22 protein-coding genes and 2 tRNA genes are annotated in these 26,211 nt (G+C 59.4%); 4 read left to right on the forward strand and 20 right to left on the reverse strand.

The window, feature by feature from the left end; all coding sequences use genetic code 11:
- The first annotated feature begins 84 nt into the window (after window positions 1-84).
- The 3 genes from LJY18_RS13760 to LJY18_RS13770 are packed head-to-tail and all read left to right on the forward strand — an operon-like array spanning window position 85 to window position 3,645.
- Complete coding sequence (locus LJY18_RS13760) at window positions 85-2,985, forward strand: DUF748 domain-containing protein (protein WP_238042388.1); 2,901 nt, start codon at window positions 85-87, stop codon at window positions 2,983-2,985.
- Complete coding sequence (locus LJY18_RS13765; protein WP_238042389.1) at window positions 2,982-3,299, forward strand: DUF2845 domain-containing protein; 318 nt, start codon at window positions 2,982-2,984, stop codon at window positions 3,297-3,299. Before LJY18_RS13760 ends, LJY18_RS13765 begins: the two co-directional genes overlap by 4 nt.
- Window positions 3,300-3,348: 49 nt before the next feature.
- On the forward strand, window positions 3,349-3,645 hold the full coding sequence (locus LJY18_RS13770; protein WP_238042390.1) for a DUF2845 domain-containing protein: 297 nt from the start codon (window positions 3,349-3,351) through the stop codon (window positions 3,643-3,645).
- Window positions 3,646-4,032: 387 nt separating this feature from the next.
- On the opposite strand, the gene pnp is transcribed toward LJY18_RS13770, so the two are convergent.
- From pnp to rlmE, 15 genes are all read right to left on the reverse strand, one after another.
- Window positions 4,033-6,138 (reverse strand): polyribonucleotide nucleotidyltransferase, encoded by a 2,106-nt coding sequence (gene pnp / locus LJY18_RS13775; RefSeq protein ID WP_238042391.1) that lies wholly within the window; start codon window positions 6,136-6,138, stop codon window positions 4,033-4,035.
- A 171-nt stretch (window positions 6,139-6,309) separates the two neighbouring features.
- Window positions 6,310-6,579, reverse strand: a complete 270-nt coding sequence (gene rpsO / locus LJY18_RS13780) for a 30S ribosomal protein S15 (protein ID WP_238042392.1) — start codon at window positions 6,577-6,579, stop codon at window positions 6,310-6,312.
- A gap of 149 nt (window positions 6,580-6,728) precedes the next feature.
- Window positions 6,729-7,646 (reverse strand): tRNA pseudouridine(55) synthase TruB, encoded by a 918-nt coding sequence (gene truB, locus LJY18_RS13785; protein ID WP_238042393.1) that lies wholly within the window; start codon window positions 7,644-7,646, stop codon window positions 6,729-6,731.
- A 4-nt stretch (window positions 7,647-7,650) separates the two neighbouring features.
- Window positions 7,651-8,058 (reverse strand): 30S ribosome-binding factor RbfA, encoded by a 408-nt coding sequence (rbfA, locus tag LJY18_RS13790; protein ID WP_238042394.1) that lies wholly within the window; start codon window positions 8,056-8,058, stop codon window positions 7,651-7,653.
- A 120-nt stretch (window positions 8,059-8,178) separates the two neighbouring features.
- The gene (gene infB, locus LJY18_RS13795) at window positions 8,179-10,653 is read right to left on the reverse strand and encodes a translation initiation factor IF-2 (protein WP_238042395.1); all 2,475 of its coding nucleotides are present in this window, start codon (window positions 10,651-10,653) and stop codon (window positions 8,179-8,181) included.
- A gap of 26 nt (window positions 10,654-10,679) precedes the next feature.
- Window positions 10,680-12,161, reverse strand: a complete 1,482-nt coding sequence (nusA, locus tag LJY18_RS13800; protein WP_238042396.1) for a transcription termination factor NusA — start codon at window positions 12,159-12,161, stop codon at window positions 10,680-10,682.
- A gap of 47 nt (window positions 12,162-12,208) precedes the next feature.
- A complete protein-coding gene (gene rimP / locus LJY18_RS13805; RefSeq protein WP_238042397.1) occupies window positions 12,209-12,667 on the reverse strand; it encodes a ribosome maturation factor RimP in 459 nt (152 codons plus the stop codon).
- 129 nt (window positions 12,668-12,796) lie between these two features.
- Window positions 12,797-12,872, reverse strand: a tRNA-Met gene (locus LJY18_RS13810).
- Window positions 12,873-12,969: 97 nt separating this feature from the next.
- A tRNA-Leu gene (locus LJY18_RS13815) sits at window positions 12,970-13,055 on the reverse strand.
- A 25-nt stretch (window positions 13,056-13,080) separates the two neighbouring features.
- On the reverse strand, window positions 13,081-13,461 hold the full coding sequence (gene secG, locus LJY18_RS13820; protein ID WP_238042398.1) for a preprotein translocase subunit SecG: 381 nt from the start codon (window positions 13,459-13,461) through the stop codon (window positions 13,081-13,083).
- 4 nt (window positions 13,462-13,465) lie between these two features.
- Window positions 13,466-14,221, reverse strand: coding sequence for a triose-phosphate isomerase (gene tpiA / locus LJY18_RS13825; RefSeq protein ID WP_238042399.1), 756 nt, complete (start codon window positions 14,219-14,221; stop codon window positions 13,466-13,468).
- A 63-nt stretch (window positions 14,222-14,284) separates the two neighbouring features.
- Window positions 14,285-15,622, reverse strand: a complete 1,338-nt coding sequence (gene glmM / locus LJY18_RS13830; protein ID WP_238042400.1) for a phosphoglucosamine mutase — start codon at window positions 15,620-15,622, stop codon at window positions 14,285-14,287.
- A 20-nt stretch (window positions 15,623-15,642) separates the two neighbouring features.
- Window positions 15,643-16,494, reverse strand: a complete 852-nt coding sequence (gene folP / locus LJY18_RS13835) for a dihydropteroate synthase (RefSeq protein ID WP_238042401.1) — start codon at window positions 16,492-16,494, stop codon at window positions 15,643-15,645.
- Window positions 16,495-16,502: 8 nt separating this feature from the next.
- Window positions 16,503-18,416, reverse strand: coding sequence for an ATP-dependent zinc metalloprotease FtsH (gene ftsH, locus LJY18_RS13840; RefSeq protein ID WP_238042402.1), 1,914 nt, complete (start codon window positions 18,414-18,416; stop codon window positions 16,503-16,505).
- A gap of 188 nt (window positions 18,417-18,604) precedes the next feature.
- A complete protein-coding gene (rlmE, locus tag LJY18_RS13845) occupies window positions 18,605-19,228 on the reverse strand; it encodes a 23S rRNA (uridine(2552)-2'-O)-methyltransferase RlmE (RefSeq protein WP_238042403.1) in 624 nt (207 codons plus the stop codon).
- Window positions 19,229-19,332: 104 nt separating this feature from the next.
- On the opposite strand from rlmE, the gene yhbY reads away from it, so the two are divergent.
- On the forward strand, window positions 19,333-19,644 hold the full coding sequence (yhbY, locus tag LJY18_RS13850; protein ID WP_238042404.1) for a ribosome assembly RNA-binding protein YhbY: 312 nt from the start codon (window positions 19,333-19,335) through the stop codon (window positions 19,642-19,644).
- A gap of 44 nt (window positions 19,645-19,688) precedes the next feature.
- Here yhbY and LJY18_RS13855 read toward each other — a convergent pair whose 3' ends face one another.
- The 5 genes from LJY18_RS13855 to dapB all read right to left on the reverse strand — a co-directional run bounded on the left by LJY18_RS13855 (window position 19,689) and on the right by dapB (window position 26,131).
- A complete protein-coding gene (locus LJY18_RS13855; RefSeq protein ID WP_442964493.1) occupies window positions 19,689-20,123 on the reverse strand; it encodes a DUF4149 domain-containing protein in 435 nt (144 codons plus the stop codon).
- Window positions 20,101-20,577, reverse strand: coding sequence for a transcription elongation factor GreA (gene greA, locus LJY18_RS13860; RefSeq protein ID WP_238042406.1), 477 nt, complete (start codon window positions 20,575-20,577; stop codon window positions 20,101-20,103). The genes LJY18_RS13855 and greA overlap by 23 nt, the downstream gene beginning before the upstream one ends.
- Entirely contained in the window at window positions 20,574-23,795 is a 3,222-nt protein-coding gene (gene carB / locus LJY18_RS13865; RefSeq protein WP_238042407.1) for a carbamoyl-phosphate synthase large subunit, read from the reverse strand. Before carB ends, greA begins: the two co-directional genes overlap by 4 nt.
- A 173-nt stretch (window positions 23,796-23,968) precedes the next feature.
- On the reverse strand, window positions 23,969-25,117 hold the full coding sequence (gene carA, locus LJY18_RS13870; RefSeq protein WP_238042408.1) for a glutamine-hydrolyzing carbamoyl-phosphate synthase small subunit: 1,149 nt from the start codon (window positions 25,115-25,117) through the stop codon (window positions 23,969-23,971).
- A 210-nt stretch (window positions 25,118-25,327) separates the two neighbouring features.
- Window positions 25,328-26,131: a 4-hydroxy-tetrahydrodipicolinate reductase gene (gene dapB / locus LJY18_RS13875; RefSeq protein WP_238042409.1), complete on the reverse strand. Its 804-nt coding sequence runs from the start codon at window positions 26,129-26,131 to the stop codon at window positions 25,328-25,330.
- Window positions 26,132-26,211: the final 80 nt, after the last annotated feature.

Below are 26,211 nucleotides of genomic sequence, written 5' to 3' on the forward strand. Positions count from 1 at the left end.
AGGAAAGACGCCGCGCTCGTCGTCTGGAACTGTGCGCACGTGCCATACTCCAAAGCATTTCCCGTCGGGATAGATGACGTTTTTATGCTTAAAGGAATAAAGCGCGCCGCTGGCGCCCTGCTGATTGCCGCTGTGCTCTACAGCCTGCTGGGCTTTCTGATTGTGCCGGGCATCGGTCTGCGCATTGCCAACCAGCAACTCGCGCAATACGCCAATGCGCCCGCTACGCTGGAGCGCCTGCAACTCAACCCCTTCAGCCTGGAAGCCAGCCTCTGGGGCTTGCGCATCGGCGAGCCCGGCCAGGAACAGCTGGCCTTCGAGCGCCTCTATGCCAACCTGCAACTCGACAGCCTGTGGCGTGGCGTCCTGCACCTGAGCGCTGTCGAACTGGATAAGCCGCATACCCAGTTGCAGTTCGCCAAGGACGGAACCCTCAACCTGACCCAGCTGTTCACCTTGCCGGCCAGTACCGAGCCGGTTACCGAGGAGCAACCGAGCGCGCCTTTCCCGCTGCGCATCGCCTATATCAAACTGGCCGGCGGCAACCTGCACTTCCAGGATCTGCGCCCGAGCGAGCCCATCGAGTTGCTCTACGACGACCTCAGCGTCGAGCTGCACAACCTCAGTACCCTGCCCGACGACAGTGCCGAAATGACCCTGGTCGCCACCGGCCACAATGGTGGTCGGATCGACTGGAGCGGACAGATCAGTCTGGTGCCGCTCAGCTCCAGTGGCAGCCTGAAAATCAGCGACGGCAAGATCAAAAGTGTCTGGCCATATGTGCGCGATGCCGTGCCCCTGGTCCTGGAACAAGGGGCCATCGACCTGGCCACCGACTACACCCTGAGCCTGGCCGATAACACCCAACTGCTGCTGCACAACATCCAGATCAAGATCGCCCCGTTCGCCATCAACGCGCCGGACGGCCGTCAATTGGTCAAACTGGCCAACCTGGAAATCAGCGACACCAGCCTGGACCTGGTCAAACAACAGGTGGTGGTCGGCAAGTTACGCAGCCAGCAACTGGAAACCTGGGCCGCCCGTGAAGCCGACGGCCAACTGGACTGGCAGAAACTCTTTGCCAGCGCGGCGTCCGACACCGCACCGCCGAAAAGCACAAGCGCAGCGCAGGGCAAACCCTGGCAAGTGCTGCTGCGCGATGTGCAACTGCGTAACTATCAGGTGCACCTGGCCGACCGTGTGCCCGAGCAGGAGGTAGCACTCGAGCTGGGCCCGCTCGACCTCGACCTGCAGGACTTCGACAGCCTGGGCACCTCGCCTTTCACCCTCAAACTGAATACCGGCCTGGGCCAACAGGGCACGCTGCAGGCCGAAGGCCAGGCCCAACTGAACCCGACCACCGCCAGCCTGCAGGTCGCCACCCGTGCGATCGACCTGCGCGTGGCCCAGGCCTACCTCAGCCCCTTTGTGCGTATCGAGCTACGCAGCGGCCTGCTCGATAGCGACCTGGCTCTCGTCCTGAGCGCTAGCGAACCGCTGGCCTTCAGCGTCACGGGCAAGGCCCAGATCAACCAGCTGCATACCCTCGACACCCTCAAGGAGCGCGACTTCGTGCGCTGGCAGCAGCTCGACCTGCTCGGCCTGCACTACCAGCACGGCGATAGCCTGACTGTCGACAAAGTGCAGCTCAACCAGCCCTATGCGCGCTTTATCATCAATGAAGACCTGACTACCAACGCCAGCGATCTGCTAATCGCCCCCAAGGCCAGCCCCGCCGAAGCGGCTGACCCTATCGCCAAGCCCGAGACTGCCAGCAAACCGCTGAATATCCATATCGGCGAGGTAACCCTTTCCGACGGTTCGGCCAATTTTGCCGACTTCAGTCTGACCCCAAACTTTGCCACCGCCATCCAGCAGCTCAACGGCCGTATCGGCACCCTCGACAGCCACACGCAAGCGCCGGCCAAGGTGGATATCGTCGGCAAGATTGACCGCTACGCACCGGTCAGCATCAAGGGCAGCCTCAACCCCTTCGACCCGCTGGACAGCCTCGACATCATCACGCAGTTCAAGCAGGTCGAACTGACCACGCTGACCCCCTATTCCGGGAAATTCGCCGGTTATCGCATTCGCAAGGGCCGACTCAATCTGGACCTGCATTACCGCATCAGCAAGGGCAAACTGAATGCCGAGAACAGCGTGGTGGTCGAGCAATTGCAGCTGGGTGAACAGGTCGATAGCCCCAGCGTGGTCGACCTGCCGATTCGCCTGGCGGTTGCCCTGCTCAAGGATAGCGACGGCAAGATTGCCCTGAGCCTGCCGGTGCAGGGCGACCTCAACAACCCCGAATTCAGCGTGATGCCGATTGTCTGGAAAACCCTGCGCAACCTGATTGCGCGAGCGGTTCAAGCGCCGTTCAAGTTTCTGGGCGGACTGGTCAGCGGCGGCGCCGAGATGGACCTGAGCACGGTGCCCTTCAACCCGGGCAGCAGCGCACTCGACAGCAGCGCCCAATCGGCCTTGGACCTGCTCGCCAGAGCCCTTAAGGAGCGCCCGGCGCTACGTCTGGAGGTCGAAGGCACCAGCGCACAAAGTAGCGACGGCCTGCCGCTGGCCGAGCAGCGCCTGGAGCGCGAATACCAGTACACCTATTCCAAGATTCTCCAGCGCCGGGGAGATGCGGTTCCGGCCGATGCCGGCCAACTGCTGGTCCCGGAGGAGGAGAAAGGCCCGCTGCTCGAAGCCATCTACCGCCGCCGCCTGAAACAACAACCGCCCGCCGAATGGAACGATTTGGACAAGCCGCAGCGGATCGCCAACTTACGCAATGCCGTGCTCCAGTTCTGGAGCAAAAGCCAATTACTGCAACGCCAACTGGCCCAGGCCCGCGCCTCCAGCATCAAGGATTATCTGGTCGACCGTGGCGGCCTGGCGGACGAACGCATCTATCTGCTGGATGTCGGCGTCGGTCAGGTACGCCAGGACGGCAGAGTGGCTACGTCGCTGAACCTCGATAGCCAATGAAATGGAGCCCACCATTGAGATCGATTAGACCCATTTGTTTAGCCTTGGCTCTAGGTTGCTCCGCCGCTACGGCCCAGGCCGATACCCTACGCTGCGGCAGCCAACTGGTCAGCGTCGGCGATCGTGCCTTTGAAGTGGAGCAAAAATGCGGTGAGCCGGCCTTCCGTGATCTGATTGGCTACACCCTCGGGCCATACGAACGGCGCGAGCTTAAGATCGAGGAGTGGGTCTACGGCCCAAGCAACGGCATGCTCACCATCCTGACGTTCGAGGGCAACCGCCTGACCCTCATAGAACGCAGACGCAGCCCCTGACAAACGAATGTCCGCACGCTAGCCTTATTCTGGTCGAACGGGTTACCCCATGAAAACGCTCTTCACCGCCCTGCTCCTTCTGTTGGCCGGCACCGTCCAGGCCTCGACCTTGCGCTGCGGCAGCGCCTTGATCAGTACCGACGACGCCAGCAGCGAAGTGCTCGGCAAGTGCGGCGAACCTAAGAGCCGTGACTTCATCGGCTACCGCGAAGTGATCGATATCTATGGCTTTAGGAGCGAAGTGTCGGTTGAAGAATGGACCTACGGCCCGCGCAATGGCATGTACCACTTCCTGCGTTTCGAGGGTAATCGCCTGCGCACTATCGACAGCAAACGCGGCCACTGAACACGACCAAGCCCCGCAGGCATGACGCACAGGGCTTTGCCCTGACGATTGCACCTAGAGTTTGCGGCTGAAATCGCTCAACTCATCCAGGGCCAACTCCTTGGTCCAGCCGTAACGCCCTTGCAGCTGCCGGCCAGGTATTCGCTATGGCCCTCGACCACGGCCAGATCGTCAACGCGTCTTGATACGGCCATGGAGTAGCTTGCACTTACCTGTGATGACATCAGCATTCATGCGGCTTTCCTCATTTAGCGGTGACGGCAAACCCGAACCGGATGGGTCGAGCCCGGTGATGCGATTCAGGGTCCATTTCCCGATAATGCGAAGAACCAAAAAAAAGAGGGCCCCGCAAGGGGCCCTCTTTTTTAGCGTAAAGCGCGGGGGTGATTAAACGCCCGAGGCTTCCGCTGCTGCCACGTCTTTGATCGACAGCTTGATACGGCCGCGATTGTCCACGTCCAGTACCAGTACCTTCACTTCCTGGCCTTCCTTGAGAATGTCGGTGACCTTCTCGACACGCTGATCGCTGAGCATCGAGATGTGCACCAGACCGTCCTTGCCTGGCAGGATGTTGACGAAGGCGCCGAAGTCGACGATGCGCTCGACCTTGCCGATGTAGATCTTGCCGATCTCGGCTTCCGCGGTAATGCCGAGGACGCGCTGACGTGCAGCCTCTGCCGCTTCCTTGGTTTCGCCGAAGATCTTGATGGTGCCGTCGTCTTCGATATCGATCGAGGCCTTGGTTTCTTCGCAGATGGCACGGATGGTCGCGCCACCCTTGCCGATCACGTCGCGAATCTTGTCGGTGTCGATCTTCATCGCGATCATGGTCGGGGCATTGGCCGACAGTTCGTTACGCGAGGTGGCGAGGATCTGGTTCATCTGACCGAGGATGTTCAGGCGCGCTTCTAGGGCTTGGCCCAGAGCGATTTCCATGATTTCTTCGGTGATGCCCTTGATCTTGATGTCCATCTGCAGCGCGGTCACACCCTTGGCGGTACCGGCTACCTTGAAGTCCATATCGCCGAGGTGATCTTCGTCGCCGAGGATGTCGGTCAGTACGGCAAACTTCTCGCCGTCCTTGACCAGGCCCATGGCGATACCGGCAACCGGTGCCTTCATCGGCACACCGGCGTCCATCAGCGCCAGGGAAGCACCACAGACCGAAGCCATGGAGCTGGAACCGTTGGACTCGGTGATTTCCGATACCACGCGAATGGTGTACGGGAACTCGTCGGCGCTCGGCAGCATGGCCGAGATGCTACGGCGAGCCAGACGGCCGTGACCGATTTCGCGACGGCCAGCACCGCCCATGCGACCACACTCGCCAACCGAGAACGGCGGGAAGTTGTAGTGCAGCATGAAGGGGTCTTTACGCTCGCCTTCGAGGGTGTCGAGCAACTGGGCATCCCGCGCAGTACCCAGAGTCGCAACGACCAGGGCCTGGGTTTCGCCACGGGTGAACAGCGCCGAACCGTGGGTCTTCGGCAGTACGCCGACTTCGATGTTCAGCGGCCGCACGGTGCGAGTGTCACGACCGTCGATACGCGGAAGGCCGTTGACGATGTTCTCGCGTACGGTGCGGTATTCGACTTCACCGAAAGCTTCTTTCACTTCAGCGGCAGTCGGTTGACCTTCTTCGCCAGCAAGCTTGGCAACGATATGCTCACGCAGTTCGCCCAGACGCTTGTAGCGGTCCAGTTTGACGTTGATGGTGTAGGCCTTGGAAATTTCGGCACCGAACTCGCTGCGGATGGTCGCCAGCAGCGCAGTGTTTTCCGGCTTGGCCTGCCAATCCCAGGTCGGCTTGGCGGCTTCGGCAGCCAGTTCCTTGACGGCTTTGATCACCGACTGGAACTCTTCGTGGGCGAACAGTACAGCACCCAGCATCTGGTCTTCGGTCAGCTCTTTGGCTTCCGACTCAACCATCAGTACGGCATCTTCGGTACCGGCAACGACCATGTCCAGGCTGGAAGCTTTCTGCTGCTCGTAGGTGGGGTTGAGCAGGTAGCCAGTGCTCTCGTGGAAGGCTACGCGCGCAGCACCGATCGGGCCGTCGAACGGAATACCGGAGATCGCCAGAGCGGCCGAGGTGCCGATCATCGCAGCGACGTCCGGATCGGTCTTCTTGCTGGTGGACACGACGGTGCAGACAACCTGCACTTCGTTCATGAAGCCTTCCGGGAACAGCGGACGGATCGGACGGTCGATCAGACGCGAGGTCAGGGTCTCTTTCTCGGACGGACGGCCTTCACGCTTGAAGAAGCCGCCAGGAATCTTACCGGCTGCGTAGGTTTTTTCCTGATAGTGCACGGACAGCGGGAAGAAGCCCTTGCTTGGATCGGCGGTCTTGGCGCCGACCACGGTCACCAATACGCTGACGTCGTCGTCAACGGTGACCAGCACTGCGCCGGAGGCTTGACGGGCGATACGGCCAGTCTCGAGGGTAACGGTCGATTGACCGAACTGAAATTTCTTGATTACCGGGTTCACGGTGTTTTCCTTCTCTTTTTGCCTTTGGGGAAAGCGGTTTGTTGCAGAATTCGTGGGCAGCAGCGGGAGTCGAACCCGGCACTGTCCAAACGCGTATGACTGAAACGCAAAAGCTGGAAGCAGGGGTTTACCCACTTCCAGCTTCGGCAGTCAGCTACGCATAAGCATTGCTTAGCGACGCAGACCCAGGCGACCGATCAAGGCGCTGTAACGACCAAGATCCTTGCCCTTCAGGTAATCCAGCAGCTTGCGACGCTGGTTAACCATACGGATCAGGCCACGACGCGAGTGGTGGTCTTTACCGTTGATTTTGAAGTGACCTTGCAGCTTGTTGATGTTGGCGGTCAACAGTGCAACTTGCACTTCCGGGCTACCGGTGTCGCCTTCAGCTTGCTTGTAGTCATTAACGATTTGGGCTTTATCTTCAACGCTGAGTGCCATGTGGGCGTCCTCTCAGTTAGGCGACTGTCGAAACAGTTGCAATAGGCCGGGAATCGCTTCCCGTGTTTTTAAAGTGAGGAATGACCGTGCCTATTAACAGCCACCCTCGATACGCTGGCGAGAACCGAAGTTCTCCACCAACTCCACGGTCATGCCGACCGAATCAAACGACGCGGCGCAATGCGCCCGTCTTCGCTCACTTCACCGATCCCGATGAAGCGACCATTGTTATCTTGCACCCGTACCATGCCAAACTTCGGCGCTTCCGGCGCGCGTACCGGCTGACCTTGCAGCCAGTAGAACGAGCTGTGCTCGGAAAACTGCAACAACGGCCAATGCTGCAGGCCACTGTCCACCGGCAGCAGAAACTGATCGACAGCCTCATGACCACCCTCGGCATGGGCCTGCTCCAGCGCCTCCAGACTTACCGTCCGGTCTAGCCCGAAAGGGCCCGCCTTGGTGCGCCGTAGCTCTGCAACATGGGCACCGCACCCGAGCAAGTGGCCGATATCCTCGACCAGAGTGCGTATATAGGTGCCTTTAGTGCATTCGACTGCGAGGCGCGCCTGCTCCCCCTCACAGCTCAGTAATTCCAAGCGCGCAATAGTAACAGAACGCGGCTCGCGCTCCACTACCTCACCGGCACGGGCGAGCTTGTACAGTGGCTGGCCATCACGCTTGAGCGCCGAGTACATCGGCGGTATCTGGCTGATTTCACCGCGAAAAAGCGGCAACAAGGCCTCGATATCGGCACGACCAACGGTCACCGGACGACGCTCCAGCACCTCGCCTTCGGCATCGGCGGTGGTCGTGGTGACGCCCAGTTGCATCACGGTTTCATAGCCCTTGTCAGCGTCCAGTAAATACTGCGAGAACTTGGTCGCCTCACCGAAACACAACGGCAGCACACCGGTGGCCAAGGGATCGAGACTCCCAGTATGCCCGGCCTTTTCGGCGTTGAGCAGCCAACGGACTTTTTGCAGCGCCGCGTTGGAACTGAAGCCATGCGGCTTATCCAGCAGGATGATGCCATTGACCGGACGACGAATACGTTTCACCTGAGCCACGCGCTTACTCCTTGGCCTCGGTTTTTTCGTCGCCGTGCGAATTGTCTTCACTGACAGCCCGCTCGATCAACGCGGACAATTGTGCTCCCCGCACCACGCTTTCGTCGTAGTGGAAGCGCAAGTTGGGCACGCTACGCAGCTTCATTGCCTTACCCAACTGCATGCGCAGGAAACCGCTGGCATCGTTGAGCACCTTGACGCTTTGCGCCACACGATCGACACCTTCCTCTGGTTCAGCGCCCATCACGGTGACGAAAACCTTGGCATGACTCGCATCGCGGCTGACTTCCACCGCGGTAATGGTCACCAGCCCGCCTAGGCGCGGGTCTTTTATTTCCAGACGAATCAATTGCGCCAGTTCACGCTGCATCTGGTCGCCGATGCGTTGGGCACGGCTATATTCTTTGGCCATTTCTACTACCTTCCACTCGCCACGACGCCCTGAAAAACGTCAGGCCTAAAAGCGGCAAACGCCCGGCCGCGCAAAAACGGGGCCGGGCGCTGCATATTGCAACTCGCTACTACATGCCTGTTACAGGCTGCGAGCCACTTGGACTTTTTCGTACACTTCGATCTTGTCGCCCGGCTTGACGTCGTTGTAGCTCTTAACGCCGATACCGCACTCCATGCCGGCACGCACCTCGGACATGTCGTCCTTGAAGCGGCGCAGGGATTCCAGTTCGCCTTCGAAGATAACCACGTCATCGCGCAGGACGCGAATCGGACGGTTACGGTGCACGACACCCTCGGTCACCATGCAGCCGGCGATCGCGCCAAACTTCGGCGAACGGAACACGTCACGCACTTCGGCGATACCCAGGATATTCTCGCGAACATCGCTGCCGAGCATGCCGGTCAGGGCTTTCTTGACGTCTTCGATGATGTCGTAGATCACGTTGTAGTAACGCATATCCAGACCTTCCTGCTCGACGATCTTGCGTGCACCGGCATCGGCGCGCACGTTGAAGCCGAACAGAACAGCGTTGGAAGCCAGCGCCAGGTTGGCATCGGATTCGGTGATACCACCGACACCGCCACCGACCACACGCACTTGCACTTCATCGTTACCCAGGCCGCTGAGCGAGCCTTGCAATGCTTCCAGCGAACCACGGACGTCGGACTTGAGGACGATATTGAGCGTCTTCTTCTCTTCCTGACCCATGTTCTCGAAGATGTTTTCCAGCTTGCCGGCGTGAGCACGGGCCAGCTTGACTTCGCGGAACTTGCCTTGACGGAACATGGCCACTTCACGGGCCTTCTTCTCGTCAGTCAGCACGCTCATCTCATCGCCCGCTTCCGGAGTGCCATCCAGACCGAGGATCTCGACCGGAATCGACGGACCCGCTTCCTTGATTGGCTTGCCGTTCTCATCGAGCATGGCGCGAATACGGCCGTAGTTCGAGCCGACCAGAATCATGTCACCCTGGCGCAGCGTACCGTCCTGAACCAGCACGGTGGCAACCGGGCCACGACCCTTGTCAAGACGCGATTCAACCACGACGCCACGGCCAGGAGCGGACGGAGTCGCTTTAAGCTCGAGCACTTCGGCTTGCAGCAAGACCGCTTCCAGCAAATCGTCAACGCCAGTACCGACTTTCGCCGAGACCGAAACGAACGGCGTATCACCACCCCACTCTTCGGACGTGACACCCTGAACCGACAGTTCGCTGCGGATTCGATCGAGATCGGCCCCCGGCTTGTCGATCTTGTTCACGGCAACGACCAGCGGCACACCAGCGGCCTTGGCATGCTGAACCGCTTCAATGGTTTGCGGCATGACGCCATCGTCCGCAGCCACAACCAGGATCACGATATCGGTCGCCTGGGCACCACGGGCACGCATGGCGGTAAACGCTGCGTGACCCGGAGTATCGAGGAAGGTGACCATGCCACGGTCGGTTTCGACGTGGTAGGCACCGATATGCTGAGTGATACCACCGGCTTCGCCTGCCGCCACTTTAGCGCGACGGATATAGTCGAGCAGCGAGGTCTTACCGTGGTCAACGTGACCCATTACGGTCACAACCGGCGCACGGGAGAAGGTCTCGCCTTCGAACTTCAGCGACTCGGCCAGCTGATCTTCCAGGACGTTGTCGCTGACCAGCTTGACCTTGTGGCCCAACTCTTCTGCGATCAACTGGGCAGTTTCCTGATCCAGCACCTGGTTAATGGTCACCGGAGTGCCCATTTTGAACATGAACTTGATGACTTCAGCCGCTTTAACCGACATCTGCTGAGCCAACTCACCGACGGTGATGGTTTCGCCAATGGCGACATCACGCACGACCGGACCAGTCGGGCTCTGGAAGCCATGCTGATTGCGTTTCTTCAGCTTGGACTTGCCACGCCCACCACGACGGTGGCTGTCGCTTTCTTCGTCCACACTGCGCGGCGCGACACGGGGTGCCGGAGCCTTTTCCTTGACCGCAGGACGATGCTGGGTGGTCTTGCGATCACCACGACGGTCGGCATCTTCGTTGCGCGGCTTGTCGGGACGGCGCGGCTCTTCTTTCTTGCGCTCCTCAACCACCGCAGCAACCACCGGCAACTCGACTGGGGCCGGGGCCGCGACCACATCAGCCTTAGCTCCAGCGACCAGAGACGGGGCTTGCTCTGCAGCGCGTCGCTTGGCTTCTTCCTCGACCTTCAGACGCGCCGCCTCGGCGACCGCACGCTGCTCAGCCAGCTCACGCTGCTTATCAGCTTCGATCTCTTCAGGGCTGCGCTTGACGAACGTTTTCTTCTTGCGCACTTCCACACTGATGGTCTTGCTACCCGCCACCCGTAGGGTGCTGGTAGTTTTGCGCTGCAAGGTAATCTTGCGCGGCTCTTCAACCTTCACGCCGTGGCTGCTTTTCAGATGGGCAAGCAAAGCCTGCTTTTCGTTATCGGTAACAACTTGCTCGGCACTGCTGTGCGGCAAACCCGCCTCACGCATCTGCTGCAGCAGGCGCTCTACCGGTGTGTCGACCACTTGGGCCAGTTCTTTCACCGTGACTTGCGTCATGCACTTCTCTCCTCAGGCCGTAAAACTTACTCGAACCAATGGGCTCGGGCGGCCATGATCAGCTTGCCGGCACGCTCTGCGTCGATGCCGTCGATGTCGAGCAGGTCGTCAATCGACTGCTCGGCCAGGTCTTCGCGGGTAACCACACCGCGTACTGCCAGTTCCTGCGCCAAGCCTTTGTCCATACCCTCAAGTGAGAGCAGGTCTTCGGCCGGCTGGGCGTCTGCCAGTTTTTCTTCTGTGGCGATGGCCTTGGTCAACAGGCGATCTTTTGCCCGTGCCCGTAGCTCGCTGACGATTTCATCATCAAAACCATCGATGCTGAGCATCTCTTCCATCGGCACATAAGCGATTTCTTCCAGGCTGGTGAAGCCCTCTTCGACCAACACCTGGGCCAGCTCTTCGTCGACTTCCAACTCGTCGATGAAGTGCTGCAGGATGTCGCCGGTTTCTGCTTGCTGCTTCGCCTGAATGTCCGCTTCGCTCATCACGTTCAGCGTCCAGCCAGTCAGTTGACTGGCCAAACGAACGTTCTGACCACCGCGGCCAATGGCCTGCGCCAGGTTGTCTTCACCGACGGCGATGTCCATGGCATGGGCATCCTCATCGACAATGATTGCAGCAACTTCTGCTGGCGACATGGCGTTGATCACAAACTGCGCGGGATTGTCATCCCACAGCACTATATCCACGCGCTCGCCGGCCAACTCGCCAGAGACTGCTTGCACGCGCGAACCGCGCATGCCGATGCAGGCACCCTGCGGATCGATACGCTTGTCCTTGGAGCGCACGGCCAATTTGGCGCGCGAGCCAGGATCGCGCGCAGCGGCCATGACTTCGATCAGCTCTTCGGCGATCTCCGGCACTTCGATGCGGAACAATTCGATCAGCATTTCCGGCGCGGTACGCGAGAGGATCAACTGCGGACCGCGGTTCTCCGTACGGATCTCCTTGAGCAAAGCACGAACCCGGGCACCAACACGGAAAGTTTCCCGCGAGATGATGTCCTCGCGCGCCAACAGCGCCTCGGCATTGTTACCCAGATCGATGATCACGCTATCGCGCGTCACCTTCTTCACAGTGCCAGAGATGATTTCGCCCAAACGCTCGCGATAGGCTTCAACTACCTGAGCGCGCTCGGCTTCACGAACCTTCTGCACGATGACTTGCTTAGCGGTTTGCGCTGCAATGCGACCGAACTCGATAGAGTCGATCTTTTCCTCAAGCACATCACCAACTTTCGCATTGGCCTCAATCGCCCGCGGCATATCAACGGTAACTTGATGAGCCGGGTCATCGAAATCAGCTTCTTCAACCACTGTCCAGCAACGGAAAGTTTCGTAGTTGCCAGTCTGGCGATTGATCGCCACACGCAACTCGACTTCGTCTTCAAAACGCTTTTTGGTGGCAGTGGCCAAAGCCAACTCCAGCGCCTCGAATATAACGCTCGCCGGTACGCCCTTTTCGTTGGACACCGACTCAACAACCAGCAGTACTTCTTTGCTCATCGTACGCCTCGCCTTTCGCAATCCATTGGATCCGCGGGATCCGCGTCTCAATCAAACCTGGGGATAATATTGGCCTTGTCGATCATGTCGATCGGCAACAGGAATTCATGGTCATCCACCTGCACTACCACGTCCTGCTCCTCCACGCCGCGGAGAAGACCTTGAAAGTTGCGGCGCCCCTCGAAAGGCGAACGCAGCTTGATTTTCACCTGTTCGCCGGCATGACTGGCGAACTGCTGCAATGTGAACAGCGGCCGATCCATACCGGGCGAAGACACCTCCAGGGTGTACTCCGCGCTGATCGGATCCTCGACATCGAGGACACCACTGATTTGCCGACTGACCTTCTCGCAATCTTCGATGAGAACGCCATCGGCATGATCAATATAAATTCGCAGCAAGGAATGCCGCCCTTGCGACAGGAACTCGATACCCCAGCATTCATAGCCGAGTGCTTCGACTACCGGGGCCACCAAGGCCTGCAACTGTTCTAGCTTGCTCGACACCTGAGCCCCTCGCGCATGCTGTGCAAATGAAAAATGGGCGAAACGCCCATCCCTATAACCGGCCTCTAAAGACCGGAAAACCTGTCTCCCAGCTAGCAAAAAGCCCCTAAAAAGGGGCTCCGCTACTGCTGGTTGCGGGGGTTGGATCTAACCAACAACCTTCGGACCATGAGCCCGACGAGCTACCAGACCGCTCCACCCCACGCCAAAGCTGGGGCCGAAGTATACGACCGAAGCCATACAAGGGTCAACCAACGCTTCAGCAACAAGAAAGCCCGCATGCTGCGGGCTTTCTTGTAAATTGGTACCGAGGAGGGGACTCGAACCCCTACAGCCTATGGCCACTACCACCTCAAGGTAGCGTGTCTACCAATTCCACCACCTCGGCAAAATCACTTGTTGCGTATTGCTTTTTACTGCTCTGGAGCCTGAGGTACGTCAGCCGCTTCAACAGCCGGCTTTTGCTCTTCGAGCACTGGTACATCTTCTACAGCGGGCTTGACCTGCTGTACTTCCAACACCGCCGGATCAGGCAAACCGACCTGAGTCAACGCATCAGCTTTTTCTTTAGCAAAGAACGCTAAGCCCAAGCTAGTTAAGAAAAAAGTGGCGGCAAGTATAGCAGTAACGCGACTCAAAAAGGTAGAGGTACCTTGACTACCGAAAACGGTGCCTGAAGCGCCAGAACCAAAAGACGCGCCTGCATCCGCACCCTTGCCTTGCTGCAACAAAACCAGCGCAACCACACAGATTGCACCCAGCAGATGAATAACTACTACGACTGTTTCCAGCATTATGTCAGCTTCCTGCGGCGCGACAAATCGCACCGAACTCATCCGCATTCAGAGAGGCCCCACCAACAAGCCCCCCATCGATATCCGGCATACCGAATAATTCGGCTGCATTGGCGGCCTTCACGCTGCCGCCATATAGAACTCTTACTGCACATGCCACTTCAGCACTCTGCGCAGCCAACTGCGCACGGATCGCGGCATGCACCAGCTGCGCCTGCTCAGGCGACGCCGTCAAACCAGAACCAATAGCCCAGACCGGCTCATAGGCAACAACTGCCCGAGCAAAAGCCTCAATACCCACAGCCTCGACAACGCCAGCCAACTGCGCACCAACCACTTCCAGGGTCTTGCCCGCCTCACGCTGCTCAAGGGTCTCCCCTATACACAACAGCGGCGTCAACCCACAAGACTGCGCGGCAGCAAACTTGCGCGCCACCTCGGCATCAGTCTCACCAAGCAGCAATCGCCGCTCCGAATGGCCAACCAACACCAAGGCACAGCCCGCATCCTGCAACTGACTGGCAGCGACCTCACCGGTCAGAGCGCCTTGCCCGGGATCGACTGCGCAATTTTGCGCACCGACCACCACACCTTTATCCGCCATGCCATCCAGAACCTGGACAACATGCAGACAGGATGGAAAGACCGCAATCTCGACATCAGCAGGTAACTCCTGCTGACGCAAACCGTTGATCAGCTCTGCGACGCTGGCGCGGGTACCGTGCATTTTCCAGTTACCAGCTACCAAGGGGCGACGCATGCTTTACCTCATCGGTCAAAGAGGGCGCAGATGTTACCCAACAGCACCGGGACTGGCAAGCAATCAAACACAGACTTCAGCAACAACCTTAGCCAATTCATCGGCATAGCCGCGAACCTGGGCCTCATCGTCGCCCTCGACCATCACCCGCAGCAACGGTTCGGTACCGGACTTGCGCAGCAAAACGCGACCACGGCCCGCCATTTGCTGGGTCACCCGCGCACTGGCATCCCGCACCGCAGGGTGCTCAAGCGGGTCGACGCCACCGGCAAAACGCACATTGATCAGCACCTGTGGACACTTGCGCAAGCCTTGGCGCGCCTCAGCCAGACTCTGCCCACGACGCTTGAGCGCCAGCAGCACCTGCAGCGCAGCAATGATCGCATCGCCCGTCGTGGTGTGCTGAAAACACACGAGGTGCCCCGAATTTTCCCCACCTATCTGCCAGCTACGCTCCAGCAACTCGGCAACCACATAGCGGTCACCCACCTTGGCGCGAACAAAAGGAATCCCCAGATCAGCCAGTGCCAGTTCCAGACCGAGATTGCTCATCAGCGTGCCAACCACGCCACCCTGGAGCTTTCCACGCTCCTGCAGGTCTCGCGCAATGACGAACAACAGCTCATCGCCGTCAACCAAAGCCCCCGTGTGATCGACCATCAGCACACGATCCGCGTCGCCATCGAAAGCGATCCCCAGATCGGCCTGCTGCGCCACCACGGCAGCCTGCAAGGCCTCGACGTGAGTGGAACCACAATCATCATTGATATTCAGGCCATTGGGTTGAGCCGAGAGCACCGAGACCTCGACGCCAAGCTCGTGAAACACGCTAGGCGCCACCTTATAGGCCGCCCCATTGGCGCAATCGATCACGATCTTCAGCCCGGAAAAATCGGTACTGCTTGGCACGCTGCTCTTACAGAACTCGATATAGCGCCCCGCCGCATCGTTGATCCGCGACACCTTACCCAACTGCCCCGACTCGACCACGGTCATCGGCGCATCGAGCAACTCCTCGATCATCAGCTCGATCTCGTCAGGCAGCTTGGTGCCCTGCCCCGAGAAAAACTTGATGCCGTTATCATGATGCGGGTTGTGCGATGCACTGATGACGATACCCGCCTCGGCATGAAAGGTACGGGTAAGGTAGGCGATAGCAGGTGTTGGCATCGGCCCCAGCAACATCACATCGGCACCCGCCGCGGACAATCCGGCCTCCAGCGCCGACTCGAACATGTAGCCGGAAATCCGCGTGTCCTTGCCGATCAGAATCTTGCACTTACCCTGCTTGCGGAACGCCATACCGGCTGCCCAACCGAGCTTGAGCATAAAATCCGGAGTGATGGGAAACTCGCCGACACGCCCACGAATACCGTCGGTACCAAAATATTTTCTAGCCATGACTAAAATTCCTTGATGACTTATTCAGCCGCTTCAACTGCAGCCAGCATGCGCACCACATCGACGGTCTCCGCCACATCGTGCACCCGCAAAATGTGCGCACCCTTAGTTACCGCCAAGGCTGCGAGGGCAAGGCTGCCATATAGACGCCCACCCACCTCGTGACCCAACACTCGACCGATCATGCTCTTGCGCGAGACGCCGACCAGCAACGGCCGACCCAACTCATGCAGCAACTGCAAACCCTTGAACAGACTGAGGTTGTGCTCCTGGGTCTTGGCGAAACCGAAACCCGGATCCAGAACCAGCCGCTCAAGTGCAATACCCGCCGCCGTACAGGCCGCCATGCGCTCGGCCAGAAAATCGCGCACCTCGACCAGCACATCGGCGTAGTGAGGGTTCTCCTGCATGGTGGTCGGTTCACCACGCATATGCATCAGGCACACCGGCAAGCCGCTGTCGGCCGCAGCATCCAGCGCCCCGTCACGTTGCAATGAGCGCACATCGTTAATCAGGCCAGCCCCGAGACGCGCAGTTTCACGGATTACCGCAGGCGTCGAGGTATCCACCGAGATGATCACATCCAGTTCGGCCGCAATGGCTTCGACAATCGGCGCAACGCGCTCAAGCTCCTCAACCGGCGAAACCGCTCGCGCCCCGGGACGCGTTGACTCGCCGCCGACATCGATCAGGGCGGCGCCTGCACGCAACATCGCTTCCGCATGACGCAAGGCGGCGTCGCGCTGAGCGAAACGACCACCATCGGAAAAGGAGTCGGGAGTGACATTGAGGATACCCATCACCTGCGGACGGGTTAAATCAAGAAACCGGCTACCACAAGGCAGCCGGTTCAGATGGTGCACTTCAGACATCGTGATCCTTAAAGCTCGGCAGCAGGACCACCGATAGGTTTCTCGGGACGATCCGTTTCGTCGGGACTGGCAGCCGGCGTATCGGCATCACCACCACCGCTCCAGTCGCGCGGCTCACGCGGGACACGGCCATTCATGATTTCCTCGATCTGCTCGGCATCGATGGTCTCGTACTTCATCAAGGCCTCAGCCATGGCATCGAGCTTGTCGCGATTCTCTTCAAGCAGACGCCGCGCAGTGCCGTAGCACTGATCGATAATGCTGCGAACTTCCTGATCGATCACCTTGGCCGTGTCGGCCGAGACATTGGTGTGTTGACTACCCATGCTGCGACCCAGGAAGACTTCACCTTCCTCCTCGGCATACATCAGGGGGCCGAGCTTCTCGGACAAGCCCCACTTGGTCACCATATTGCGCGCCAACTGAGTGGCACGCATGATGTCGTTCGAAGCCCCAGTGGTCACGCCATCGAAGCCCAAGGTCATTTCCTCAGCGATACGACCACCGAACAACGAGCAGATCTGACTGGTCAACGCGCGCTTGCTCAGGCTGTAGCGATCCTCTTCCGGCAGGAACATGGTCACGCCCAATGCTCGACCCCGCGGGATGATCGACACCTTGTAGACCGGATCATGTTCAGGCACCAAGCGCCCCACGATGGCATGACCAGCTTCATGGAATGCCGTATTGAGCTTTTCCTTGTCCGACATGACCATGGATTTGCGCTCGGCGCCCATCATGATCTTGTCCTTGGCCAACTCGAACTCTTTCATCTCAACCAGGCGCTTGCCAGCACGCGCGGCAAACAACGAGGCCTCATTGACCAGGTTCGCAAGATCGGCACCGGAGAAGCCCGGGGTACCACGAGCAATCACCGCAGGCTCGACATTCTCACCCATCGGCACCTTGCGCATGTGCACCTTGAGAATCTGCTCGCGACCCCGAATATCCGGCAGGCTGACCACCACCTGACGATCGAAGCGCCCGGGACGCAACAGCGCCGGATCGAGCACATCTGGGCGGTTAGTGGCGGCGATGACGATGACACCATCGTTCATCTCGAAGCCATCCATCTCCACCAGCAACTGATTGAGGGTCTGCTCGCGCTCGTCATGCCCACCGCCCATGCCGGCGCCACGGTGGCGACCGACAGCATCAATTTCATCGATAAAGATGATGCACGGCGCATGCTTCTTCGCCTGTTCGAACATGTCGCGGACACGGGACGCACCGACACCGACGAACATTTCGACGAAATCCGAACCGGAAATGGTGAAGAACGGCACTTTCGCTTCACCGGCAACCGCCTTGGCCAGCAAGGTCTTACCGGTACCCGGCGAACCAACCATCAATACGCCACGCGGAATACGCCCACCGAGACGCTGGAACTTGCCCGGATCACGCAGGAACTCGACCAGCTCGCTGACTTCCTCCTTGGCCTCGTCGCAACCGGCGACGTCAGCAAAGGTAGTCTTGACCTGATCTTCCGAGAGCAGACGCGCCTTGCTCTTGCCGAAGCTCATGGGCCCGCCCTTGCCGCCCGCACCGCCCTGCATCTGGCGCATGAAGAACATGAACACCGCGATGATCACCAGGATAGGGAAGCTGGCCACCAGCAACTGAGTCCAGATGCTCTGCTGCTCTGGTTGCTTGCCGATTATCTGGACGTTGTTGTCGATCAGGTCCTTGATTAGGCCGTTATCCTGGATTGCCGGACGCACGGTCTCAAAGGAGGAGCCATCGCCGCGCACGCCACTGATAATGAATCCATCAACAGTGACTCTCTGGACCGAGCCATCTTGAACTTGCTGGATAAATTCCGAGTAATTGAGCTTGGTCGACTCGCTCGGGCTGGAAAAATTGTTCATCACCGTCACCAAGACAGCGGCGATGATCAGCCACAGGACCAGATTCTTTGCCATGTCGTTCAATTAGCTACCCTCTGAAGCAGGCCCCGTGTCGAAGCGCACTTCGCATGACGACCAGTTATGTACCGATCTAACTTACTACACAACGCCCACCCCTGGCAGGCGCCGTCTGTAACCCTATATTTTGCCATCCAGCAGCCGCAGCCCCCATATGGCACAGGACCGGCACGCCAGCCCTCGACCTAGCCGCCCCGAAAGCTGCGCCCGAGCATGTATTGCTCACGCGAGCGATCACGCGAAGACAAGGGCTTGCGCATCTGCACCTTGTGGAACATTTCGCGCACCTGCTTGTGGTAGGTGTCGAAACCTTCGCCCTGAAAAATCTTGATCAGGAAATCTCCACCTGGACGAAGCACTCGCCCCGCCAAATCTAGCGCCAATTCACATAGGTACATGGCACGCGCCTGATCGGCAGTCCGTACTCCACTCATATTGGGGGCCATATCGGAAATCACAAGGTCTACCGGATTACCGCCAATCGCCTCGAGAATCTGCGCGAACACTGCATCGTCGGTGAAGTCGCCCTGAATGAAGGTGACATCGGGGATGCTGTCCATCTCCAGAATATCGGAAGCGATCAGGGTTCCCTTGTCGCCGATCAACCGACTGGTGACCTGCGACCAGCCCCCTGGCGCAGCGCCCAGATCGACTACCGTCATGCCTGGGCGCAGGATACGGTCCTTTTCCTGGACTTCCAGCAGCTTGTAGCTGGCGCGCGAGCGATAGCCATCCTTTTGCGCCATTTTGACGTAAGGGTCATCGAAATGTTCTTTCAGCCAACGCAGGCTGGTCTTGGAACGGGCCACGCAATACCTCGAATTTGTGCAGAGCATGAATATCTGGGCGGCAACCAAAGCGCTCGGGTAAACTGATCGCCGTTTTTTACCAGATTAAATGCAGGAATCAGATTATGCCGCTCACTCAAGAGCAGAAGAAACAATTCAAATCTATCGGCCACCACCTGAAACCCGTATTGATCGTGGCTGACAATGGTTTGACCGAAGGCGTCCTGGCCGAACTGGAGCGCGCACTGAGCGACCATGAACTGATTAAAGTGCAATTGCGCATCGTCGAGCGCGAAAGCCGCCTTACCGCCATCAACCAGCTGTGCAAGGCCGGTCATGCCGACTTGGTGCAGGTGATCGGCAAAATGGCGCTGATCTACCGCAAGAACCCCAAGGTCAATAAAAACCTGTCCAACGTCCATCGCCATCACGGCTGATAGCTTCAAACTGCATGCTTCTTGTCTGACTTGAAGCTTGCAGTTTATCGCTTGCTGCTGCCGGGCACCGCCTGCAGCACCAGTAGCAGACCGCAGAACGCCATCACCAGGTAGCTGAACATCAGCCACAGCCCGCCAGCAGAGTAGAAATGGCGTACGCCAAAGTAACTCGCAGCCATTACCAGCACAGCCAGCAGCAATTGCCCGCGCATATCGCGCCACAGGCTGGGCAAACGCTCGGCACGGATCAGTACCACGACCTGCAACACCGCACAAACCCCCGCCAGCCCCACCACTAGCGGGCGGACGGCGCTGGCGATTTCCTCGACCAGCAACGGCGCCAGGCCCAGCTTGGCTATCGCCGGCAACACCAGAAAATGCAACAACCAGAGGCCGCCGACCCAGAATGTCTGGGCCAACAGCCAGCTGATTGCTCCAGCAGTTGGGCTGCCGGACCTAGATATGACGAACCTCGACAATCTCGTACTCAAGGATGCCACTGGGGGTCTTGACCACCACCACATCGCCTTCTTCCTTGCCGACCAGAGCGCGCGCGATAGGCGAGCCCACCGACAGCTTGCCGAGCCGGATATCGGCTTCGTCTTCGCCAACGATCTGATAGGTCACGCTTTCGTCGGTCTCGACGTTGGCGATCTCCACGGTGGTGCCGAAAATCACCTTGCCGGTGTGGGCAATGCTGGTGACATCGATGACCACTGCGTTTTGCAGACGACCTTCGATATCACGGATGCGCGCCTCGACCATGCCCTGCTGCTCGCGGGCGGCATGGTATTCAGCGTTTTCCTTGAGGTCACCCAGCTCACGCGCGGTGCCGATGTCCTGGCTGAGTTTGGGCCGCATCACCTTGGTCAGGTGAGCCAGCTCCTCTTCCAGGGCGCGCGCGCCCTGGACGGTCATTGGGTATTTAGTCATGCCTTGATTCCTGCATGGAGATCCTGCAAACGGCGCACCGTTTTTTCTGGACCGAACTTGAGCGCCTCACAAATCGCCTCACCAGCGGCCAGCGTGGTGGTGCAGCAGATTCGATGCTGCAGCGCATTACGGCGAATGGAATAGGAGTCAGCAATCGACTGACGACCTTCGGTGGTATTGATGATCAGGGTGACTTCGTCATTCTTGATCATGTCGACCACGTGAGGACGCCCCTCGGTCACCTTGTTGACCCGACGCACCGGCAAGCCGGCCGCCTCGACCACCTTGGCGGTACCCGAGGTGGCAACCACGTCAAACCCCAGCTCGATCAGATTACGCGCCAACTCGGCCACCAAGGGCTTGTCGTCATCGCGCACACTGATAAAGGCGCAGCCGCTATTGGGCAGGATTTCACTGGCACCCAACTGCGCCTTGGCAAACGCTTCGCCGAAGGTGTCGCCGACGCCCATCACTTCACCGGTTGACTTCATTTCCGGGCCGAGGATAGGGTCGACGCCCGGGAACTTGGAGAAGGGGAATACGGCTTCCTTGACGCTGTAGAAGTTCGGAATGATTTCGTCGGTGAAACCGACTTCGGCCAGGGTCTTGCCGGCCATCACCCGGGCACCGAGCATCGCCAGGGAAATGCCGATGCACTTGGAGACGAACGGCACGGTGCGCGAGGCGCGCGGGTTGACTTCGATGACGAAGATATCCTCGCCCTGCACCGCCATCTGCACGTTCATCAGGCCGATCACGCCGAGTTCCAGGGCCATTTTCTTGACCTGGTCGCGGATCTCGTCCTGGATATGCGCCGGCAGCGAATACGGCGGCAACGAACAGGCCGAGTCACCGGAGTGCACGCCTGCCTGCTCGATATGCTGCATGATCGCGCCGATCACCACGGTTTCGCCGTCGCTAATGGCATCGATATCGACTTCGATGGCGCAGTTGAGGAAGTGATCGAGCAGCACCGGGCTGTCATTCGACACTTTCACCGCTTCGCGCATGTAGCGCTTGAGCTCTTCTTCCTGGTAAACGATTTCCATCGCCCGGCCGCCCAGCACATAGGACGGACGCACCACCAGCGGATAACCGATGACCTTGGACGCCGCCAGGGCCTCGTCTTCACTGCGCGCCGTGGCATTGGCCGGCTGGCGCAAGCCCAGACGCTGAACCATCTGCTGGAAACGCTCGCGGTCTTCGGCGCGATCGATGGCCTCGGGACTGGTGCCGATGATCGGCACTCCGGCCTCTTCCAGCGCGCGACAGATTTTCAGCGGGGTCTGCCCACCGTACTGCACGATCACGCCTTTCGGCTGCTCGACGCGGACGATTTCCAGCACGTCCTCCAGGGTTACCGGCTCGAAATACAGGCGGTCCGAGGTGTCGTAGTCAGTGGAGACGGTTTCCGGGTTGCAGTTGACCATAATGGTCTCGTAACCGTCTTCGCGCAGTGCCAATGCAGCGTGCACGCAGCAGTAGTCGAACTCGATGCCCTGACCGATGCGGTTCGGCCCGCCACCGAGGATCATGATCTTGTCGCGGCTCGACGGCGCCGCCTCGCACTCTTCCTCGTAGGTCGAATACATGTAGGCGGTGTCGCTGGCGAACTCGGCGGCACAGGTGTCGACGCGCTTGTACACCGGCAGCACTTTCAGCTTGTGACGGTGGCTGCGCAGGCTCTTCTCGGAAACGCCGAGCAACTTGGCCAGGCGGATATCGGAGAAGCCCTTGCGCTTGAGCTTGTACATCAGGTCGCGGTCGATGCTGACCAGACCCAGGGTCTTGATCTTTTCCTCGTCCTTGACCAGGTCTTCGATCTGCACCAGGAACCACTCGTCGATGCGGGTCAGCTCGAACACTTCGGCAACGGTCTTGCCGGCACGGAAGGCGTCGGCCAGGTACCAGATGCGGTCGGCACCCGGCACGGTCAGCTCGCGCTTGAGGGTGCTTTCGGCCTCCGGATCGCTCAGGTCGAGCATCGGATCGAAGCCGGAAACCCCGACTTCCAGGCCGCGCAGGGCTTTCTGCATGGACTCCTGGAAGGTGCGACCGATGGCCATGACCTCACCGACGGACTTCATCTGGGTGGTCAGGCGGGCATCGGCCTTGGGGAATTTCTCGAAGGCGAAACGCGGGATCTTGGTCACGACGTAGTCGATGGCCGGCTCGAAGGACGCCGGAGTACGGCCGCCGGTGATGTCGTTGGACAGCTCGTCGAGGGTGTAACCCACCGCCAGCTTGGCGGCTATCTTGGCGATGGGGAAGCCGGTGGCCTTGGAAGCCAGCGCCGAGGAACGCGACACCCGCGGGTTCATCTCGATCACCACCATGCGCCCGGTGTTCGGGCAGATGCCGAACTGCACGTTGGAGCCGCCGGTTTCCACGCCGATCTCGCGCAGCACCGCCAGCGAGGCGTTACGCAGGATCTGGTATTCCTTGTCGGTCAGGGTTTGCGCCGGGGCCACGGTGATCGAGTCGCCGGTGTGCACGCCCATTGGATCGAAGTTCTCGATGGCGCAGACGATGATGCAGTTGTCCTTCTTGTCGCGGACCACCTCCATCTCGTATTCCTTCCAGCCGATCAGCGACTCGTCGATCAGCAGCTCGTTGGTCGGCGACAGGTCGATACCGCGCGCGCAGATCTCTTCGAACTCTTCGCGGTTGTAGGCGATGCCGCCGCCGGTGCCGCCCATGGTGAAGGACGGGCGAATGATGCAGGGAAAGCCGACTTTCTCGAGTACGACGTAGGCTTCTTCCATGTTATGGGCGATGCCGGAGACCGGGCAGGCCAGGCCGATGTCTTTCATCGCCTTGTCGAAACGCGAACGGTCTTCGGCCTTGTCGATGGTGTCGGCGTTGGCACCGATCATTTCCACACCGAATTTTTCCAGAATGCCGTGCTTTTCCAGGTCCAGCGCGCAGTTCAGCGCGGTCTGCCCACCCATGGTCGGCAGCAGGGCGTCCGGACGCTCCTTCTCGATGATCTTGGCCACGGTCGACCATTTGATCGGCTCGATATAGGTGGCGTCGGCCATGGCCGGGTCGGTCATGATGGTGGCGGGGTTGGAGTTCACCAGGATGACGCGGTAGCCCTCCTCTCTCAGGGCCTTGCAGGCCTGGGCACCGGAATAGTCGAACTCGCAGGCCTGGCCGATTACGATCGGGCCAGCACCGAGGATCAGGATGCTTTTAATGTCTGTACGTTTTGGCATGTTATCTACTCGAATCCTTGGGTCAGCCGGGGAGTCATCTTGAGGGTTACTGCGCGCCGCCTGGGCTGCGTTGCGCTGCACTCACTTCCTCGCCGTACTGCATGTACTGTCTCGTCGTTGCGTTCCGGGCGCCTGGCCCAGACGCCGCTCGCTACACTCTCCAGACGACTCGGCTATTGCCGCTTGGCCATCGCTTCAATGAAGCGATCAAACAGTGGCGCCACATCGGCCGGGCCAGGGCTCGCTTCCGGGTGACCCTGGAAGCTGAAGGCGTCCTTGTCGGTGCGCTCGATGCCCTGCAGGGAGCCGTCGAACAGCGACTTGTGAATCGCCCGGACGTTGCTCGGCAGGCTGGCTTCATCCACGGCAAAACCGTGATTCTGGCTGGTGATCATCACCACGCCACTGTCCAGATCCTGCACCGGGTGGTTGGCTCCGTGGTGGCCATGGCCCATTTTCAGGGTCTTGGCACCGGAGGCCAAAGCCAGCAACTGGTGGCCAAGGCAGATACCAAACAGCGGAATATCGGTTTCCAGCACATCCTGGATCGCCTGGATCGCATAATCGCAAGGTTCGGGGTCGCCCGGGCCGTTGGACAGGAACACACCATCGGGATTCAGCGCCAACACCTCGGCGGCGGGCGTCTGCGCCGGCACCACGGTCAGGCGGCAGCCACGCTCGACCAGCATGCGCAGGATGTTCCACTTGACCCCGTAGTCATAGGCCACCACGTGGTACTTCAGCTCGCTGGCGGGGATTTCCAGGTGATTGTCACCTTGCAGATTCCACACGCTGGAGCGCCACTCGTAGGGCTCGGTACAGCTGACCACCTTGGCCAGATCCATGCCCTTGAGGCCAGGGAAACTGCGCGCCAGTTCCAGGGCTTTTTCTTCGGTAGCGTCGTCGCCAGCGAGGATGCAGCCGTTCTGCGAACCTTTCTCGCGCAGAATGCGGGTCAGGCGACGGGTATCGATTCCCGCAATGGCGACCGTACCGTTTTCCTTCAGGTACTCATCCAGCGGCTGCTTGCTGCGCCAGTTGCTGGCGATCAGCGGCAGATCGCGGATGATCAAACCGGCAGCCCATACCCGATCAGACTCGGCATCCTCCGGCGTGGTGCCGGTGTTACCGATGTGCGGATAGGTCAGGGTAACGATTTGCTGGGCATAGGAAGGATCGGTGAGGATTTCCTGATAGCCTGTCATGGCGGTGTTGAAAACCACCTCTCCAATAGTTTGGCCATCGGCACCGATGGCCTCGCCGCGAAAAATGCTGCCATCGGCAAGAGCCAGAATGGCAGGTTTAAGGGCTGGCTTACTCAAGAAAACCTCCGTAGATCAAAGCTTGAAGCAAACGCAGATTGTAAAAAAGCGGAATGACGTACCGACCGTCATCCCGCTTTTTTATATGATTCATTCTGCGCAACTTTTAGTGGACACACTAAAGCGGGAAGCCTACAGGAAACTGCCTTTTTGGTCCACCGCCAGATGCGACTTACTCCTCACCGGAACATCCGCTTCCGACGAACCGCATCAGTTGAGCCCCAGCACATCCTGCATGTCGTACAACGCAGGCTCACGCCCTTGCAGCCACGCCGCCGAACGCACCGCGCCTCTGGCGAAGGTCATGCGACTTGAGGCTTTATGGGTGATTTCCACGCGCTCACCATCTGCGGCGAACAGCACCGTATGATCGCCAACCACATCACCGGCCCTTACTGTGGCAAAACCGATGGTTTCGCGAGCGCGGGCACCGGTCTGGCCTTCTCGGCCGTAGACCGCAACCTTTTGCAGGTCACGCCCCAGGGCATTGGCCACCACTTCACCCATGCGCAAGGCGGTGCCAGAGGGTGCGTCGACCTTGTGCCGGTGGTGGGCCTCGATGATCTCGATGTCCACTTCATCACCAAGCACCCGCGCCGCGGTATCCAGCAACTTCAGGCACAGATTGACCCCCACGCTGAAGTTGGCAGCAAAGACGATAGGGATCTGCTTGCCCGCATCGGCCAACAGCTGCTTTTCCTCGGCACTGAAGCCGGTGGTGCCGATCACCATGGCTTTGCCCGCCTGCCGGCAGATTTCCAGGTTTTTCAGGGTCACCGACGGATGAGTGAAATCGATCAGCACATCGAACTGATCCAGCACCTCACTGAGGCCACCCGACAGCCTGACGCCAATCTTGCCCAACGCTGCCAACTCGCCAACATCGGCGCCCACCAGGCTACTGTCGGCACGATCGATCGCCGCAGTCAGACTGACGCCATCGGCCTGCTGCACGGCATCGATCAGGGTCTTGCCCATGCGCCCAGCGGCGCCCATCACTGCTATTCGTTGCATGACACCCGCTCCACGCTATAAGCCTCGAACCGCAAGCCGCAGTGCAAGCCCTCATGCAGCCTGCCAGCAACCGCCTGCGG

Origin of the sequence: Pseudomonas sp. MMS21 TM103 (assembly GCF_022132145.1) — a bacterium.
In the GTDB taxonomy this organism is placed as follows: domain Bacteria; phylum Pseudomonadota; class Gammaproteobacteria; order Pseudomonadales; family Pseudomonadaceae; genus Aquipseudomonas.